Source organism: Microbulbifer sp. ABF4_143 (assembly GCF_056160225.1).
This window is the reverse complement of the sequence record NZ_JBSWWT010000024.1, coordinates 18,614-36,648: the sequence shown is the minus strand read 5'-3', so window position 1 is coordinate 36,648 and position 18,035 is coordinate 18,614. Positions and strand designations below refer to the sequence as shown.

The 18,035-nt window shown below is 60.8% G+C and carries 13 protein-coding genes and 2 tRNA genes; 3 read left to right on the top strand and 12 right to left on the bottom strand.

All coding sequences use genetic code 11. The features are described 5' to 3' along the window. Positions 1-110 precede the first annotated feature (110 nt). The 3 genes from ACXAF3_RS15980 to ACXAF3_RS15970 all read left to right on the top strand — a co-directional run bounded on the left by ACXAF3_RS15980 (position 111) and on the right by ACXAF3_RS15970 (position 1,373). Complete coding sequence (locus ACXAF3_RS15980) at positions 111-1,025, top strand: DMT family transporter (protein WP_475113297.1); 915 nt, start codon at positions 111-113, stop codon at positions 1,023-1,025. Positions 1,026-1,186: 161 nt separating this feature from the next. Then, positions 1,187-1,263 (top strand) — tRNA-Met (locus ACXAF3_RS15975). 35 nt (positions 1,264-1,298) lie between these two features. After that, positions 1,299-1,373: transfer RNA gene (locus ACXAF3_RS15970), tRNA-Gln, on the top strand. A 46-nt stretch (positions 1,374-1,419) separates the two neighbouring features. On the opposite strand, the gene ACXAF3_RS15965 is transcribed toward ACXAF3_RS15970, so the two are convergent. The 12 genes from ACXAF3_RS15965 to edd all read right to left on the bottom strand — a co-directional run bounded on the left by ACXAF3_RS15965 (position 1,420) and on the right by edd (position 18,033). Next, entirely contained in the window at positions 1,420-2,361 is a 942-nt protein-coding gene (locus ACXAF3_RS15965; RefSeq protein ID WP_475113296.1) for a sulfite exporter TauE/SafE family protein, read from the bottom strand. 213 nt (positions 2,362-2,574) lie between these two features. Next, positions 2,575-3,291 (bottom strand): SapC family protein, encoded by a 717-nt coding sequence (locus tag ACXAF3_RS15960; protein WP_475113295.1) that lies wholly within the window; start codon positions 3,289-3,291, stop codon positions 2,575-2,577. 176 nt (positions 3,292-3,467) lie between these two features. Further along, positions 3,468-5,033 (bottom strand): tryptophan halogenase family protein, encoded by a 1,566-nt coding sequence (locus tag ACXAF3_RS15955; RefSeq protein WP_475113294.1) that lies wholly within the window; start codon positions 5,031-5,033, stop codon positions 3,468-3,470. 19 nt (positions 5,034-5,052) lie between these two features. Continuing rightward, the gene (locus ACXAF3_RS15950; RefSeq protein WP_475113293.1) at positions 5,053-5,760 is read right to left on the bottom strand and encodes a SapC family protein; all 708 of its coding nucleotides are present in this window, start codon (positions 5,758-5,760) and stop codon (positions 5,053-5,055) included. A gap of 31 nt (positions 5,761-5,791) precedes the next feature. Then, positions 5,792-7,381 carry a tryptophan halogenase family protein gene (locus ACXAF3_RS15945; RefSeq protein ID WP_475113292.1) on the bottom strand — a complete coding sequence of 530 codons (1,590 nt, stop codon included), beginning with the start codon at positions 7,379-7,381 and terminating at the stop codon, positions 5,792-5,794. A 228-nt stretch (positions 7,382-7,609) separates the two neighbouring features. Then, the gene (locus tag ACXAF3_RS15940) at positions 7,610-10,183 is read right to left on the bottom strand and encodes a TonB-dependent receptor (RefSeq protein ID WP_475113291.1); all 2,574 of its coding nucleotides are present in this window, start codon (positions 10,181-10,183) and stop codon (positions 7,610-7,612) included. Between the two features lie 435 nt (positions 10,184-10,618). Then, a complete protein-coding gene (pyk, locus tag ACXAF3_RS15935) occupies positions 10,619-12,055 on the bottom strand; it encodes a pyruvate kinase (protein WP_475113290.1) in 1,437 nt (478 codons plus the stop codon). 95 nt (positions 12,056-12,150) lie between these two features. After that, positions 12,151-13,185 (bottom strand): type I glyceraldehyde-3-phosphate dehydrogenase, encoded by a 1,035-nt coding sequence (gene gap, locus ACXAF3_RS15930; RefSeq protein ID WP_475113289.1) that lies wholly within the window; start codon positions 13,183-13,185, stop codon positions 12,151-12,153. Between the two features lie 77 nt (positions 13,186-13,262). Next, on the bottom strand, positions 13,263-13,889 hold the full coding sequence (locus ACXAF3_RS15925; RefSeq protein WP_475113288.1) for a bifunctional 4-hydroxy-2-oxoglutarate aldolase/2-dehydro-3-deoxy-phosphogluconate aldolase: 627 nt from the start codon (positions 13,887-13,889) through the stop codon (positions 13,263-13,265). Positions 13,890-13,972: 83 nt separating this feature from the next. Continuing rightward, positions 13,973-14,683, bottom strand: coding sequence for a 6-phosphogluconolactonase (pgl, locus tag ACXAF3_RS15920; protein ID WP_475113287.1), 711 nt, complete (start codon positions 14,681-14,683; stop codon positions 13,973-13,975). Between the two features lie 17 nt (positions 14,684-14,700). Beyond that, positions 14,701-16,161: a glucose-6-phosphate dehydrogenase gene (gene zwf, locus ACXAF3_RS15915; protein WP_475113286.1), complete on the bottom strand. Its 1,461-nt coding sequence runs from the start codon at positions 16,159-16,161 to the stop codon at positions 14,701-14,703. 54 nt (positions 16,162-16,215) lie between these two features. Then, a complete protein-coding gene (gene edd / locus ACXAF3_RS15910; protein ID WP_475113285.1) occupies positions 16,216-18,033 on the bottom strand; it encodes a phosphogluconate dehydratase in 1,818 nt (605 codons plus the stop codon). Between the last annotated feature and the right edge of the window lie 2 nt (positions 18,034-18,035).

The window sequence follows — 18,035 nt, the reverse complement described above, 5'->3', positions numbered from 1 at the left end:
CCATGGGCCGCTCCTACACCGATTCAAAAAAACTTGTAGGAGCGGCCCATGGCTGCGATCAATCCCGGGCAGCCCGCCCTGACCGTCACCTCTATTTTCGCGCCCCATCGATGACCCAATCCAACTGGAAAATCGGCCTCCCCCTGGCCCTCGTCACCGCCTTTATGTGGGCCCTGCTGCCCATCGCCCTCAAGGGGCTGCTGGACAGCATCACCGCGACCACAGCCACCTGGTACCGCTTCGTCGGCGCCGCGGTGCTGGCGGGTGGCTATTACGGCTGGACGCGGCGCCTGAACCTGCGCCAGCTGTTCGACCGCGCCCTGCTGCCCTTCACGCTGCTGGCCGTGGCCGGTCTGCTGACCAATTACCTGACCTACGCCACCGGCCTCGGCTATATCACCGCCGGAGCGGCGCAGATAGTGATCCAACTGGCGCCCCTGATGCTGCTGACCGCCAGTGTGCTGTGGCTCGGCGAACACTTCTCCCCGCGCCAGTGGCTGGGCGTGGCCATGGTCGTCGCCGGCCTGCCGCTCTTTTTCAACCAGCGGCTGCCCGAACTGGCGAGCGGCGAAGGCGGCGACTACCTGCTGGGTCTCGGCTTTATCGTCGTCGCCGCGGTCGGCTGGGCCCTGTACGGATTTTTCCAGAAAAAACTCCTGAGCCGCGCCTCGTCCCAGGATCTGCTGGTACTGATCTATATCGCCGGCACCCTGTGCTTCCTGCCGAAAGCGGATCCGCTCAGCGTGATCGGACTGGACTGGCTCGACTGGGCGCTGCTGATCTTTCTGACCGCCAACACCCTGATCGCCTACGGCGCTTTCAGCAAGGCCCTGGCCAACTGGGAGGCCTCCCGCGTCAGCGCCACCCTGGCCCTGGTGCCGCTGATGACCCTGGCGCTGAGCGCGCTGATAGGCGCCCTCTGGCCCGGCTATATTGAAGTGGAGCCCCTCAACTGGATCAGTTGGCTGGGGGCTGCAGGAGTGGTCTGCGGCTCGCTGTTCGCCGCTATCGGCAAAGGCCGCTAACGGCGGCGGAGGGCGCTTCCGCCGCCGCCGGCACGAGTGCGAAGAAAATCGCTAACTTACTGAAAAGACAACGAAAACAGGGGTTGACAGCCCCGCCCCAGCGCCCGATAATGCGCGCCCTCGGTAAGGCCCCAAGGGCAGTAATTATCGGGAACAAAAGTGGCAAGGTAGCTCAGCCGGTTAGAGCGCAGCACTCATAATGCTGAGGTCGGGAGTTCAAGTCTCCCCCTTGCTACCATTTTCAACTCGCGAATCTTCGATTCGCAGTCCTACTGGGGCGTAGCCAAGCGGTAAGGCAGCGGGTTTTGATCCCGTCATGCGTAGGTTCGAATCCTACCGCCCCAGCCATTTCCCCCTAACCCAGACAAGACCCGGGCCGCGACAGAACCAGGCACTAGGCCGTGCCAGACAGCTCCGCACGCCCTCCGGGCAGCTCCCGATCCGCCGCCTTGCCGGCGGCCATACGCAGTCCCAGGCGCCGCAAACGCTCGAAGCCCAGCAGACAGACACCCACGGCGATCAGGGCCGCCAGCAAGCCCGCAGAACCCAGCGCCTGCCGCTCAGCCACACAGGTCCAGACAAACTGCACCACGCACAGTACGGCCACGACCAGCAGCGTCGGCCGCCGCCCTATCAGGCCGACAATAAACACACCCAGCGGCGCCCCCAGGGCCACCACCGGCGCCGCCGCCAGCCAGTTGCCGAACACCTGCGGCTGCCAGTCGCCGGCCAGACTCTTGACCACAACCCCGACCAGCGAAGTGAAGGCCATAATCACCACCGAGGTCGGAATCGCAACCTTCAGGTCCACCCGACACAAAAGCACCAGCGCCGCGTAGATCACCATATCGATTCCGACACCGGTCACCGCCGCCGCAAAGGCAGCCGCCAGCACCCCGAGCAGCAGGCCGACGCGAAAGTCCCGCAGCGGGCACTGCCCCGCACTTTCGCTGTGGGAGGTGATCTCGCCGAGGCGGTACAGGTGCAGAACGCCGAAACTGCCCCAAATCACCGCGAACGCCAACTTCACCCAGAGCTCGGGGACCAGCGGCGCGACAAACAGAATCCCGAGCGGCGTCCCGACCAGAGCCCCCAGCATAGCGCCGCGCAGCATCGACCAGGCCAGCGGCTGCCGGCGACAGAGGATAAAGACACTGGCGCTGACCATGCCGATGGACTGCACCGCGAAACTGAAGTCGCGACCGAGGCTGGCCGGGGTATCGAAGAGCAGCACGAGGACCGGGAAGCCCACGGTGCCGCCGCCCATGGGCGTGGAACCGGCGGCATAGCTACCGATGGCCATGGCGAGGGCCATGGGCCAGTTTTCGCGGGCCATATCCCAATAGCCGAAACCCGCCACCAGAATCAGCCAGGCGCAATAAAATGCAGTCAGAAAAAGCAGCCACACCCACAGAGGGTTGCGCGTAAATCGATGCTGGAAACGGGACAGGCGGTGCATGAGATGAGAGTTGCGAGCTTTGCCGAAAGCGGAGCGCTTCAGGCGGGCGCGCCGCAGTCAGCGACTGCGGCGCGCAGACTCAAACCGGACTCAGGCGCCGGCCTGCATCTTTGCCAGCTTGGAGAACTGATGCAGGGAACCCAACTGCGCGTACAGCGGCGGCAGGAAGCCCCGCTTGCGGAAGTCGGCGAACTCCTCTTCGCTCAGCTCGCCCAGCTTCTTCTCGTCGACAATGTACAGGCCGCTCAGGTTGATCTTCTCCTCACCGGCGTTGACTGTCACCGTCTGAGAGGTCAGCAGCTCCTTTTCCGCCAGGACATTGACGAAAGCCTTGGTCATCTGATCGCTCTCGAGGAAGCTCACCAAGGTCTCCTTCTTGGCCTTCAGGTAGTCCGTCTCCTCGCCGGAGTCGGAGAACAGCGCATTGCCCTCCTCCTCACTGACCAGCGGGCTGTTTTCGATCAGACCGACCATCAGCTGATCGCTATCCTTACCGGCCGGCGCCAGCACAAACGGGTGGTTGCGGATACTGCCCGGCACAAAGACCCCCTTCCACTTGTCGCCGTCGACGAACAGGTTCTCGCCGACCTTGAGGCCCAGCAGGGCCACGGACTGGAACTGACCGGTCTCGGAATTCTTGACAAAAACGATCGGATATTCGGCACCCAGGCGGGAGAACTCGTGGGCAGTCACGGGTACCATATGGGCGTTCTTGACGTGCTCGAAGGAGCCGAGTTCGCGGATCTTCAGTTTTCCGTGGACGTCACTGCGCAGGGGGACGATTTTGGGGGGCTGGTTATTACTCATAGACTACAGCTCTTATAAACCAATTATTATGTGCAAAAAACAACCTGCATTTTCACAGAATGATGCGTCGACCACAAGTCCCGGCGACCGCTCCTATCCCGAGCGCCCCTGAGCGACCGCCCCCTCCGGCAGCGAGCCCACCCCACAAGCCGCCCATAGGGAACAGCCGCCATCCGTCAAATCCGTGGAAACCCGAACTTGTACACTTTCTCCACCAACTCACGCTGAGTAGGCAATTCGTTTTTCAGAACGTCGTTCAACTTCTGAATATCGGCAAAGCGCTTTCTGGCCTCACTGACATCAGGGTAGGCGCTGCGGTTGTATTCAATATCAGTGCCGAACTGCATGCCGTAGAGAACGAACAGATAGCTGTCGAGCACAAAAGGCTCATAAGCGTAGTCGAAATCATACTTTCCGGGCGGGTGGTAGCGCCAGTGTTCCAGGCGCTCCTTAAGTGTTTCCGGCACAGTGCGCATGTCACAATTATCGATCCAGTAGTCGCTGTCGCGACGGCGGGAGATGCAGTAGTGCAGCTTGATGAAATCCACCGTTTTGTTCCAGCGCAAGGCAAAGGTGCTGTTATATTTCTTCGCCACCAGCGGTATCGCCTCGCGGCGTCGCGGAAACTGTTCCGCCAACATATTGGCGCCGGCCTCGATCAGGAAAATGGCCGAGGCCTCGAGCGGTTCAATAAAGGCCGCAGACATACCCATGGCCACGCAGTTGTTCTTCCAGAACTGGTCCCGATAACCGAGATCGAAGCGAATTTTTCTCGCCTCCAGTGAATCGGCCACCGGCCCAACGTAGCTTCGCAGCGTTTCCTCCGCTTCGTCGTCATTGCAATGATCACTGCTGTATACGAATCCCACGCCACGTCGCTCATGTAGACCGATATCCCAAGTCCACCCTTTCTTGTGCGCGGTGGCAATGGTGTGAGTAGCAATTGGGGCGTCTTCGGTTTCGTAGGGCACCTGCATCGCCATGGCGGTATCGTTGAAAACCTGATCGCGCACGCTCTTCCAGGGCACGCCGAGGGCCCCGCCCAGCAGCAATGCACGGGATCCGGAGCAGTCCACAAAAAAGTCCGCCGGCAATTGCGAACACTCTGCATTATCAGTATTTACCGAGCGGATAAAGCCGTCATCTCCCACCAGCACTTCGGTCACATTGGCCTTGATGTGGCGGACACCGAGTTGTTCGGTACAGTGCCGAGCGAGGAAGTCGGCAAACCTGTGTGCGTCCAGATGATAGGAGTAATTCTGGATAGCCTCGTAGGCCGGGGTCGTAATTTTCTTTGGTGCCAAGCCTTGCTGACAGGCAAATACCTGGCTCGCAGTAGCCTCATCGTATGGCAACCCATCCGCTTCACCCAGCAGCCAGTAGGGCAACAGGTTGAATTCGTACGCTGAATGGAAAACAGCGCTCAGCGGGTGGTAGTAACTATGCCTTCCAGACACCGCGGGATCATCCAGCCAGTTTACAAATTCGGACCCCTGCTTGAAGGTAGCTCCGCACTCGCGCATAAACACACCTTCATCCACACCGATGGTACGCAGGGTGTTTCGCATCGTGGGCCAGGTGCCCTCCCCGACCCCCATAATGGGGACATTCGGAGATTCGACCAGGGTGATCTTTACGGCACCCTCATCCCGGGAGTTCAGGCGGGCGGCCAGAATCCCTGCGGTCAGCCAACCCGCAGTACCGCCCCCGACAATCAGCACCTCATCGATTCGTGAAATCATGGCCCACTCGCACCTTCGATCAGTTCGCCTGCTTCCTGCGAATCAGGCTCTGCACCTGTACTGAAGACATCATGGCGGCATAAATAGCCGGCAGGACACCTTTCTTGCGCAGTTCCAGAAAATCGTCGTCAGAAAGCTGATTGAACTTCTCTTCGTCGATGACGTAGAAACCTGTCAGGTCATAGGGTCTATCTTCCTCGGCGATACGCAGAGTGAGCTTCTTCTGCACCAGCAGCTCCATCGACACCAGCTGTTCGATGAACTGGTCGGTAAGCGGGACCCGCTGGGCCACATCTACGACTGTTTGGGTGCGATTCTTCAGGTACTCTGTCTGCTCACCCTCATCGGTGAACAGCGCCTCGCCATTGGATTCACCAACCATTTCGGAGCTTTCATCGATACACAGAACCGCTTCATCTTCATTGTTGGGGTTTCTGGCTAACACGAAAGGATAAGTACGCACCTGCAGCGGTACATAGTTGCCATCCCACCCCGCCTTTCCAGAAAAGAGATTTTCACCAGGGCGAAGACCTACCAGGGCCACAGCTTTGAACTGGCCGGTGCTCTGATCCTTCACAAACAGGATCGGGTAGCTGCGGCTCGCCTGAACCATCTCGTGCAAAATCAGCGGCAGTATGTGGTTGGACTCGACATGAGAAAAAGTCGGGTCCTGCTGAACTTTGAGCTTCCCGTGAGCCTCTTTACTCAATGCTTTGATCTGCGTCATCTGTGCAACTCCTGATGTAGATTCTTGCTATTTATACTTTTGGGATACCGTAACGTATCACCTTATTTATCAATTCACGGTGGGGGATCAGTTCTTTCACCACAGACTCAGTAATCTTGTTTACCTGAGAGAAGCGCGTCTTGGCCTCTTCCATTCTCGGCAGACGTGCGCGGAAGGCCTCGGCAAATTTATTCCCCTGCATCCCGTAGAGCACATATTGATAACTTTCCTGGGGAAACGGCTCGTATGCGCTGGCAAACTGGTACTTGCTCACCGGGTGGGATTTCCAATATGCCAGCTGCTCTGCCAGGGACTGCGGAATGGTTTCCGGCAAACGGTTGTCTCGCCAGAAGGCTCCCTCGCGTTCGGAGAGGACATAGTGCATCTTGATGAAATCGATGGTCTTCTGCCAGCGGAAAAGAAAAGACTCATTGAAGGCATCGCGCACATAGCTCATGGATGCGCGGTCATCCGGCAGCATTTCCGCGAGCATATTGGCCGCGGCTTCTACAAGGAAAATAGCCGATGCCTCGAGAGGTTCCACAAAGGCGGCGGAAAGGCCGATCGCGACACAGTTGCGGTGCCAGAATCGCTCGCGGTAGCCGATATTCATCTTGAGGAAGCGGGCGTCCAGCGTTTCCGCACCCGGGCCCAGATAGCGCCTCAAGGCAGCCTCCGCCTCGTCCTGACTCATATGGGCGGAAGAGTAGACATGGCCGGTGCCGCGACGGTTCTGCAGGGAGATATCCCAGATCCAACCCGCCTCTTGCGCCGTCGAAGATGTCAGGCACGGAATCGGTGCATTCTCGCTGGCATAAGGCATCTGAATGGCAATGGCGGAGTCCGTCAGCAACACATCGCTGACACTGTTGAAATTTACCCCCAACTCCCGGCCCAGCAACAGGCTTCTGAAGCCGCTGCAATCCACGAACAGGTCGCCTTCCAGCCGCTTGCCGTCGTCCAGCTCAAGGGCAGCAATATCACCGGACTCGGCCATAACCACTCTTTGTAGATTCGCGCTCCGATGGGCTACACCGAGGGTTTCCACCGCGTGACGGGCAAGGAATTTGGAAAACTTGCCGGCATCCAGGTGGTATGCATAACTCATGATGCCGTCGTACTGGCGTGTAGTAACCAGCTTAGGCGCCAGCCCCAATTCGCACACGCGCCCCTGAGCGCTTACCGCGGCAGCATAGCTAAGCTCCCCCGCTGCACCGGCAAGCCAATAGGGCGCAAGGTTGAAATCCGCCGGGTCGTAGATGGAGCTGAACAGGTGGTAGTAATGGTTTCCAGCGCCTTTTTCGGCGCCGTGCTTCCAGTTGACGAAACGGGTTCCCTGCTTGAAGGTTGCACCACACTCGCGGATAAAATCGGCCTCGTCAATGCTCAGCTCGGACAGAGTCTTGCGCATGGTGGGCCAGGTGCCCTCCCCCACGCCGATAATGGGAATATCCGGAGATTCCACCAGTGTGATCCGATATTTACGCTCCCGGGATTGAGACTGCTCCTTGAGATTGAGCTGTCTGGCGAGTTTGGCGGCGGTGATCCAGCCGGCGGTACCCCCACCGAGAATGACGATCGATCTGATTTTAGAACTGGTTTGATCTTGCCTTGGGTCCAACCTGCACCTCTGACGGCTTTATTTATCGTTATTCCCGAAGGATTTTCGCGGTTTTCAGCATTTCAAACAAGCTGATAAAGACAAAACGGCAAGACCGCCGTTTTGCACAGCCGAAGGCTGCCCGCAGGGTGAGGACCAGGGACGGCCCGAATGAAAAAGGAAGGCACTGTGCCTTCCTTTTCCATTCAGCATAGGGATGGCTATCGCCATCCCGGTCCTTGCCAGCTATTACAGGCGGTAGCTGGCTTTCAGGAAATAGCGGGTACCGTTGTCGTTGGATACCCGCATGGTTCCCAGGCCGTCACCGTGCAGCTCGCGGGTCACCTCACCGAGCAGGTTCACACCTTCCAGGCTGATATCGAGATTCTCCAGGGCGTGCCAGGTCAGAGAGCCATCCAGGAATGCCTGGTCGGCAAACACACTGCTGCCACCGATACCCAGACCTTCCGCCAGGAACTCATCCCGGTAGGTATAGGCCAGGCGCGCGGAGATCAGGTCGTTCTCGTAGTAACCGGTCAGGTTGTACGAGTTCTTGGAAGTACCCGGCAGATCGATGGAGTTGCCGTTGGCATCTTCACCTTGGCCGTCTACATAGGTGTAGTTCGCAACGACACCGAAGTCACCGAAGTTCTGCTGGTACTGCAGCTCGACACCCTGCAGTTTACCGCCGCGACCTTGCGTCGGCACGCCCACCTGCCAGGTGCTGCCGTTGATTTCCATCGGCATGGTGGACTGCACAATAAAGGACTGGATATCCTTGGAGAAGATGGCCGCGGATGCCAGAGCCTCCTCCGCAAAGTACCACTCCAGGCCGATATCGGTCTGGGTTGCGCGGAAGGGATCGATGGCGATGTTACCGGAGTTGGCCTGCTGAGTGACGATACTGCTGATGCTGACTACAGGGGTCAACTGTGAGTAGCCGGGACGACTCATTACACGTGCCGCGGACATACGCATAATCAGGTCTTCAGACAGGTCGATCGCCAGGTTCAGACTCGGCAGCCAGTCGGAGTAGTCGGAGCTCAGAGACTCCTTGAAGTCGTCGTAGACAGCCACGGTAACTTCTTCGCCGTCAATCGTCCGCGTCTCGGGATGGAAAGCGTAGCGGGTGCCTGTCACGTCGGTGCCGACATAGCGCATACCGACGTTACCGCGATAGCCTTCACCTTCGAAGTCGGCCTGGACGTACAGAGCGGTAATGTCTTCTTCCACTTCACCCCATGCGGCGCGATCGAAACCATCAAAGAAATTCAGACCGTTATGCGTCGCCGAGGAGTTCGCATCGACGTAGGATTTATACGCATCTGCGTCCAGGCGGGCGAAAGAGGTGAAAGAGCCGAACAGACCTTCACCAGAGTGTTCGACGGCGCCGTCCGCGAAGTCGGCCAGACTATCAATACCCGACAGATCTGCATCGCGAGAGTAGAGAGAAGTGGAAAAAGAATGCTGACGTAGCTTCAAACCGGTTTTAAAGCTGTTGATAGCACCCCACTCCACGTCGAAGTCGAGATCCACCTGGCCGTAGGTCTCTTCATCAGTCAAATCCAGTTCAGTGACGCCCCCCCAAACAAACTTCTGCCAGCTGGGATCCGTCGGATCAACGCCTTCCGGGGCAATCATCATGCCGCTGGTACCATCCAGGTTGTAGTCGATGGTAACACCATTGGCCGCGAGGGCGTTGATCCCCCAACCACCGTTGTAGTTACCGCCGTTACCACCGTTGGCCTCAGTCATGCCCAGGGCGCCATGTACGGTAAAGCCGTCACCCGTATAGTCAGCGGTGAAGTCGACAACCTCGGAATCCATAACCGCGTTGCGGCTATTGGTGTCCTGAACCAGCCAGAAGTTATCAGTAGCGGTGCCTATTGTCGGGTATCCACCCGGAGTTGTGCGAGAACCGGAAGCCGCAGTGATTTCCGAGTCGGGATTCGGAATAACCAGGAAGTTCTGGTTGGTATTTTCCGCATCGATCTCAGTAGTGAAATAGTGCGCGCCGAACTCCAGGCTATCGTTCGGACGGAACTGAGCGGTAATATCGAAGGCCTCGCGCACGCGGTCCTGATTGAACTCGGCGATACCGGCACCGGCCCAACCCTCTTCCCAGTAGTTTTCACCCTTGTGGGCGCGACCGATAGTTTCAACGCTGGAAATCGCAGCCAGAATACCAAAGGTTTCGCTGTCGTTTTTCCAGCTGGCCAGACCGCTGATACCCAGGCCGGTTTCTTCGTCATCGATGCTGTTGGTCATCATCTCGGAAGAGGCGTATACAGTCAGCGGATCCAGATCGAGCGGCTTGCGGGTGTTCACCACTACAGTACCACCGACACCGCCCTCATCCAGGGAGGCGACCGGAGACTTGTAAACTTCAACACTGGAAACCATCTCTGACGGCATCAGATCCATATTGAAGCTGCGCTTGTTGGCCTGCTGGGAGAACCAGCCGGTAGAGGCCACGAACTGGCCGTTCAGCAATACCTGGGTCAGCTCGGGGTTGGTACCGCGGATGGAAACCTCGTTACCCTCACCGGTAAAGCCGCGGTTGATGGATACGCCGGACACACGCTGCAGAGATTCAGCGATGTTTTTATCCGGGAATTTGCCGATGTCCTCGGCGGAGATTGCATCAACGACCGCGTTGGCATCGCGCTTCACATCGATAGCTTTATTGAGAGCACCGCGAATCCCGGTAACGGTGACCTCTTCGAGAGCCTCGCCGGACTGGGCAACCGCCAGTGGAGCCACCAGGCCACCGGTCAGGACGGCCGCACTGATGGAGAGTGCGAGTTTGTTGCGCTTGAGCATCGATTTCCCCTTCCTTTTTTATTGATATAAAGGTTTGGTTAGAAATTTTTTTTCACCTTGTACCGCCAAATGATAGCGCTGTCATTTGTTTTTATGATAGCGCTGTCATTCTCACCGTCGACAATACACAGAAAAAAAACAAAAAGCTACTGCTCGGAGGGCAATTTACCCCGACATAAGCGCGACTCGGCGCGACGAGCCCCGCGCGCTTTTTCGGAAAACCGAAAAAACCTTAATAAACAATAAGTTACGAAATCAGCCGACTTTCGGTTTCCGCGCGAGAAATAGTCACGAATGACAGCGAGAGGGCGTGTTGGCGCGGCACGGCGGGAGGAAAAACGATCGAAATGGGGAGGGCTTAGCAGCGGAGGGATAGATTTAGAACTTTGGTTCACTCCCTGGCACTGCGCCGGGAGCGAACCAATCGGCTAAAAATCACTCGATTTCTTTGATGCGCATCGAGCTGGTGTGGCCGCCGACGTTCAATCGCTCGCCCTGGGTGATCAGGATGCGCTGGCCCTTTTTCAGGTCCAGGCGTGAGCTCAACACTTCGATGATCGACTCGGTCAGGTGGCCGAGGGGCACCGAAGCCGGGTCGAAGGCCACCGGCTCCACGCCGCGCAGCAGCACCAGTTGACGCGCGACGCGCGGGTGGCGGGTCAGGGCGTAGATCGGCAGCCGCGTGGTGGCGCGGGACATGATGCGCGGCGTGCGGCCGGACTCGGTCAGTGCCGCCACGGCGCACAGGTTTTCGACCCGCGCGGCCACGTCGATAGCCGCCTGGGCGATCACCGTGTCGATGCGGTCGGACGCGCTCTGGCTGGCCGCCGGGCGCGGCACGCTGCCCAGGTACTGCTCGGCACCAATGATCACCTCGCTCATGGATTCCACCGCGGCCACCGGGTAGTCGCCGGCGGCGGTCTCCGCGGACAGCATCACCGCGTCGGTGCCGTCGAGCACGGCGTTGGCTACGTCCATCACCTCGGCGCGGGTAGGCGTGGGACAGGTGATCATCGACTCCATCATCTGGGTCGCGGTGATCACGCCGCGGTTGAGCGCATTGGCGCGGTTGATCAGTTTCTTCTGCACGCCGATCAGTGCCGCATCGCCTATCTCCACACCCAGGTCACCGCGGGCGACCATGATTGCGTCCGATGCGAGAATCAGGCTGTCCATCTGTTCGTCGCTGGCGACGGCCTCGGCGCGCTCCACCTTGGCGACGATGGCCGCCTGGCTGCCGGCTTCCTGCATGGCGCGGCGCGCGGTTTCCAGGTCGGAGTCCGAGCGCGGGAAGCTGACCGCGAGAAAGTCCACTTCCAGCTCCGCGGCCAGTTTGATGTCGCGGTAGTCCTTTTCCGTCAGCGCCGGCGCGGAGAGACCGCCGCCGAGCAGGTTGATGCCCTTGTTGTTGGACAGCTTGCCACCCTGCAACACACGACAGTAGAGCTTGCTCGGTGTGGTGCCGGTCACTTCGAGGCGGATCTTGCCGTCATCCAGCAGCAGTATGTTGCCTGCCTTGCAGTCGTTGATCAGGCTCGGGTAGTCCACGTTGACCCGGTGCTGGTCGCCGCCGTCCGGCGGGCAGTCCAGGTCCAGGGCAAACTCGCTGTTGTTTTCCAGCCAGATGCTGCCCTCGGCGAAGCGGGCTATGCGGATCTTGGGGCCCTGCAGGTCCCCCAGCACCGCGACCATCCTGTTCTGCGCGTCCGCGGCGCGGCGCACCTCCTCTACCCGGCGGCGGTGGTCCTCGGCGGAGCCGTGGGAGAAGTTCAGGCGCACTATATTGACGCCGGCGCGGATCATGTCCTCGATAACGCGGGGTTTGTCGGTGCCGGGGCCGAGGGTGGCGACGATTTTTGTGTGGCGAATCATAGGGTCCTGTCGGGAATTATTCTGTGCGAAAAGTTGCGGGAGGGACTGTCCTGTTGCCGCCCCATCCACGCGGGAGGGGGCGGCCGGATGATAGCTTAAGCGGTTTCGGCGGTTTGCTCACTGAGCTGCAGCGCTTCCGCCATGGCCAGGCTGGTGTCAAGCATGCGGTGGGAGAAGCCCCACTCGTTGTCGTACCAGGCCATCACCTTGACCAGATTGCCGTTGACGCGGGTGTGGTTGGCGTCGAAGTGGCTGGAAGCCGTGGTGTGGTTGAAGTCCGCGGACACCAGCGGCTGGTCGCAGTAGGTCAAGACTCCGCCACTGGCTTCGGCGGCCGCCTGCATGATGCGGTTGACCTCTTCGGCACTGGTCTCGCGGCTGGCGATAAACTGGCAGTCCACCAGGGACACATTGTTTACCGGGACACGCACGGCCATACCGTCCAGCAGGCCTTTCAGTTCCGGCAGCACCAGGCCCACGGCCGCAGCGGCGCCGGTCTTGGTCGGGATCATATTGTCGGCGGCGGCGCGGGCGCGGTAGATATCCGCGTGCACGGCGTCCTGGGTGTTCTGGTCGTTGGTGTAGGCGTGCACCGTGGTCATAAAGCCGCGCTCTATGCCCAGCTCGCGGTGCAGCGCCTGGGCCACCGGCGCCAGGCAGTTGGTGGTACAAGAGGCGTTGGACACCACCTTGTGATCGGCGGTCAGTTTGTTGTCGTTTACGCCGTATACCACGGTCAGGTCGGCATCCTTGGACGGTGCCGAGATCAGCACCGCCTTGGCGCCGGCGGCGATATGTGCGGAGGCGGAGGCCTTGTCGGTAAAGCGGCCGGTGCACTCGAGCACCAGGTCCACCTCCAGCTGTTTCCACGGCAGTTGGGCCGGATCCCGCTCCTGGCAGACCTGCACGCGATCACCGCCAATCAGCAGCGAATCGCCCTCCACCTGCACTTCGGTGTTGAAGCGCCCGTGAATGGTGTCGAAGCGGGTCAGGTGCGCATTGGACTCCACCGGTGCCAGGTCGTTGATCGCAACCAGCTGTACGCGATCGCGGTAGCCGGACTCGTAAATTGCGCGGGTGACGTTGCGTCCGATCCTGCCATAGCCGTTGATGGCAATTCTGATTTTCATATCGCTATACCCTCGTTATTTGAATCTGGTCATTCCCTTTCGACTTGGCCGCCCGGCCATCGCCGCAGAGTCCCAAGCTATTTCAGAGCGGATGCCTCTCTCGACAGGCGGGTGATCTCCGCCCAGTTTTTTTCCCGCACCAAATTCGCCGCGGCCATCCAGGAACCCCCTACGCAGACCACGTTCGGCAGCGCCAGATAGTCCGCCGCGTTGCCGGGGCCTATGCCGCCGGTGGGGCAAAACCTGACCTGCGGCAGCGGACCGCCGATGGATTTCAGCATCGGCACGCCGCCGGCGGCCTGGGCCGGGAAAAATTTCTGGTAGCGGTAACCGCGCTCCAACAGGCGCATCACCTGCGACGGATCGGTGGCACCGGGCAGCAGCGGCACCTCGGTTTGCTCCGCGGCGTCCAGCAGCTGCTCGGTCGAACCCGGGCTCACCATAAAGCTCGCGCCGGCATCCACCGAGCGGCGCAGGTCGTCGGCGTTCAGTACGGTACCGGTGCCCACGTGGGCATCCGGCAGGTGCTTCGCAATCTGCTCGACGGCAGCGAGCGCCACCTCAGTGCGCAGGGTGACCTCAAGCACGTTCAGGCCGCCCTCCACCAGTGCCTCGGCCAGCGGCAGCGCATCTTCGAGCTTCTCAATGACCAATACCGGTACGACGCCGGCCTGTTCCAGTACTGCGGGGAGATTTTTTTGCATCTTCAAATTCCAGTTGTTCGCCTGTGTGCAGGCTCCTAGGGCGGGCCTCTGCGGAGCCGGAGCCGCGGCTCCGCGCGCCCGGGTTACGGCGCCCAGTAGACGGTCACCGGCTTCAGCCCCTGCTTGAGGATGCTGCGCACCGGCATTTCCAGCTCGTCGCTGCCAAGCAGAGCCTCGCGGTAGACCTTCAGTTTTTCTTCGCCGGTGATCAGCAGCTTGATATCTCTCGCCTGCAGGATGGCCGCCAGGGTCAGGGTCATGCGCTCGGTGTGGGCGCCAGTGACTTCGCTCTGCCGCGCGCTGATGGCGCTGCACAGTTTTTGCGAGTTCGGATCCAGCGCCGCCTGCAGGCCCTCGGCGTGGGGGAACAGCGAGGCGGTGTGGCCGTCGCTGCCCATGCCGAGTACGCAGACATCGAAGGGCTTCGGCAGCTCGCCGTAGGTGCGCTCGCAGTCGGCCTCACCCTCGGCGGCGGTGGCGTGCGGGGTCTTCATCCCCAGCAACGGCGCCTCGGCGGCGCAGTGCTGCAGCAGGCTCTTCTCGATGAAGGCCTGGTTGCTGCCGCTCTCGCCCCTGTCCACCCAGCGCTCGTCCACCAGGGCGACGGTAATCTGCGCCCAGGGCAGCGGCCGCTTCGAGAGTTCGCGATACACCGGCTCCGGTGTGCTGCCGCCGGAGACCAGGAAGCTCGCCTGGCCGCGCTCCTTGATCCCCCTCTGCAGTTCGCAGGCGCAGTCGTGGGCCAGGGCCTGTACCAGGCGCGCGCGATCGGGATAAAACTTTTCTTCTACCATTGCGCTCTCGTTCCTTTTTACTGGGCGTTGAACCAGTGGCGCCCGTCGCGGGCCAGCAGTTCGTTGGCGGCCTGCGGGCCCCAGCTGCCGGCGCGGTACAGGTGCGGCTGGTTGTTGGTCTCGCGCCAGCGCTCGATGATCGGATCCACCCAGGCCCAGGCCGCGGCCACTTCGTCGCGGTGGATAAACAGCGCGGAGTTGTTGGCGGCCGCATCCAGCATCAGGCGCTTGTAGGCATCGCTCCTGAAGCTGTCGTAGGTGTCGGACAGCGTCAGATTCAGCTCCGCCGGCTGCAGCTCCATGGTCAGGCTGTCCATCTTCTTCGCCATCAGCACCAGCTTGATGCTCTCTTCCGGCTGCAGGCGGATCACTAGGCGGTTGGGGATGACTTCGCCGGCGGATTCGTCGTAGACGCGGTGGGAAACCTTCTTGTACTGGACCACTATCTCCGCGCAGCGCTTCTCCATGCGCTTGCCGGTGCGCAGATAGAAGGGCACGCCGGCCCAGCGCCAGTTGTCGATATGTGCGCGAATCGCGACGAAGGTCTCGGTGCTGCTGGCAGCCGCGCCCAGCTCCTCCAGGTAACCGGGCACCAGCTGGTCACCGAGGCCACCGGCCACATACTGGCCGCGGACGATGTTGTCATCCACCGCCTGCCCCACCAGCGGGCGCAGCGCCTCCAGCACCTTGATTTTTTCCGTGCGGATATTTTTCGCCGACATGCGGTTCGGGGATTCCATCGCAATCAGGCACAGCAGCTGCAACAGGTGGTTTTGCACCATGTCGCGCAGCGCGCCCGTCTCGTCGTAAAAGCCCGCCCTGCCCTCGAGGCCGACGGTTTCGGAAATGCTGATCTGGATATGGTCTATCGTGCTGGCGTCCCACAGGTGCTCGAACAGCACATTGCTGAAACGCAGCGCGAGCAGGTTCTGGACGGTTTCCTTACCCAGGTAGTGATCGATGCGGAAGATATTCTGTTCGGGGAAGTAGGTCGCTATCTTGCCGTTGATCTCGTCGGAGGTCTGGGCGTTGTAGCCCAGGGGTTTTTCCACCACGACCCGGGACTGATCGTGGATCAATCCTTTTAGCGACAGGTTTTCGCAACAGGGGCCGAACACCGCCGGTGGAATCGCCAAATAGAAAATACGCACCCGCTCGGCTTCCGCGCCGAGGACGTCCGCCAGTTGGTCCCACTGCTCGTTGGGTTCGGCGATATCCAGCGCCACGGCGCGCAGCAGCAGGCTGAACTCCGCCCAAACCGAATCGCTGTATTCGCCGTCGCGCAGGTGTGTCTTCAGCGCGTTCTGGGCGGTTTCCAGATATTTATCCGCGTCCTCCTGGCGGCGACACACCGGCAGAATACGACAGCCCTCGGCCAGGCTGCCCTCCCTGTGTGCGCGATAGAGCGCCGGAATCAGCTTGCGCAGAGCCAGGTCACCGCCACCGCCAAACAACACCATGTCGAAAGGATTTGCCATAAATTTGCTCGAATGTTTTTCCAGGTTCTGGCGCGCAGGGCGCGCCGCAATGCATCAGTAGAGGATGCTGGCACCGCTCTCGGCGCCGCTGGCCAGCGCGCGCATATTGGCGAACAATTCGCGGCCCATACCGCGGGCACTTTCGGAAAGATCGCACTGCGCCGCTTCGCGCGCCGCCAGCTCCTCGTCGTCCACACAGACGCGCAGAATGCCCGCCTCGGCATCCAGCTCGATCAGGTCGCCGTCGCGAAGCTTGGCGATGGGCCCGCCCTCGACGGCTTCCGGCGACATATGGATGGCCGCCGGCACCTTGCCGGAAGCCCCGGACATGCGTCCGTCGGTAATCAGCGCCACCTTGAAACCGCGGTCCTGGAGCACGCCCAGGGTCGGCGTCAGCTTGTGCAGTTCCGGCATACCGTTAGCGCGCGGCCCCTGGAAACGCACGACCGCGATAAAGTCCCTTTCCAGTTCGCCGGCCTTGAAGCGCTCCAGCAGTTCGTCCTGGCTGTTCAATACCAGCGCCGGCGCCTTGACCTTCAGGTGCTCGGGCTTGAGTGCGGAAACCTTGATCACACTGCGGCCCAGATTGCCCTCGAGCAGCTGCAGGCCGCCGTGATGGGAGAAGGGGTCGCTCACCGGGCGAATCACATCGGTGTCACCGCTCTGTTCGGGTGTCGGGCGCCAGACCACACCGCTCTTGTCCTCGTTCAGGAAGGGATCGAAGCAGTAGGGCTTGAGGCCGGAGTCGCCGAGCACCGTGTGCACGTCTCCGTGCAGCAGGCCGGCGCCGAGCAGTTCGCGGATCAGAAACTGCATACCGCCGGCGGCGGCGAAGTGGTTGATGTCGGCGGTGCCGTTCGGGTACACGTGGCAAAGCAGCGGCACCACCTCGGAAAGGTCCGCCATATCCTGCCAGGTAAGCTGGATGCCGGCGGCGCGCGCCATGGCCACCAGGTGCAGCGTGTGGTTGGTTGAACCCCCGGTGGCGAGCAGGCCGACGATACCGTTGACGAAGGCTTTCTCGGTCAGAATTTTCGCGATCGGCGTGTGCTGGCTCGGCTCTGTGATCTGCACCAGCTGTTTTACCGCGGCTTCGTTCAGCGCGTCGCGCAGCTCGGTACCGGGGTTGACGAAGGAGCTGCCCGGCAGCTGCAGCCCCATGATTTCCACCAGCATCTGATTCGAGTTGGCGGTGCCGTAGAAGGTACAGGTGCCGGGGCTGTGGTAGGAGGCACACTCCGCTTCCAGCAGCTCCTTGCGGCCCACCTTGCCCTCGGCGTACAGCTGCCGCACGCGCACCTTCTCCGCATTGGAGAGGCCGGTGGGCATGGGGCCGGCGGGCACGAACACCGCCGGCAGGTGGCCGAAGGCCAGCGCGCCTATCACCAGGCCGGGCACTATCTTGTCGCAGATGCCGAGGTACATGGCGCCCTCAAACACATCGTGGGACAGGGCGATGGCGGTGGACATCGCGATCACGTCGCGGGAGAAGAGGCTCAGCTCCATGCCGGCGCGCCCCTGGGTGACGCCGTCGCACATAGCCGGAACACCGCCGGCCACCTGCGCGGTGGCGCCGTTGCGCGCGGCGGCCTCCTTCAACAGCTGCGGGTAGGCGCCGTAGGGCTGGTGCGCCGACAACATATCGTTGTAGGCGGTCACTATCGCCAGGTTGGGGCCGCGCCCGGCGGCGATCAGATTCTTGTCCTCCTGCGGCGAGGCGGCGATGGCATGCGCCAGGTTACCGCAGGAAAGGCGGCTGCTCGCGCGCCCCTCGAAGTGGGCCCGATCGATCTGCGCCAGATACTGCGCGCGGGTCTCCTCGCTGCGCCGGATAATCCGCTCGGTAACTGCCTGAACCTTGCTGTGTACCATAA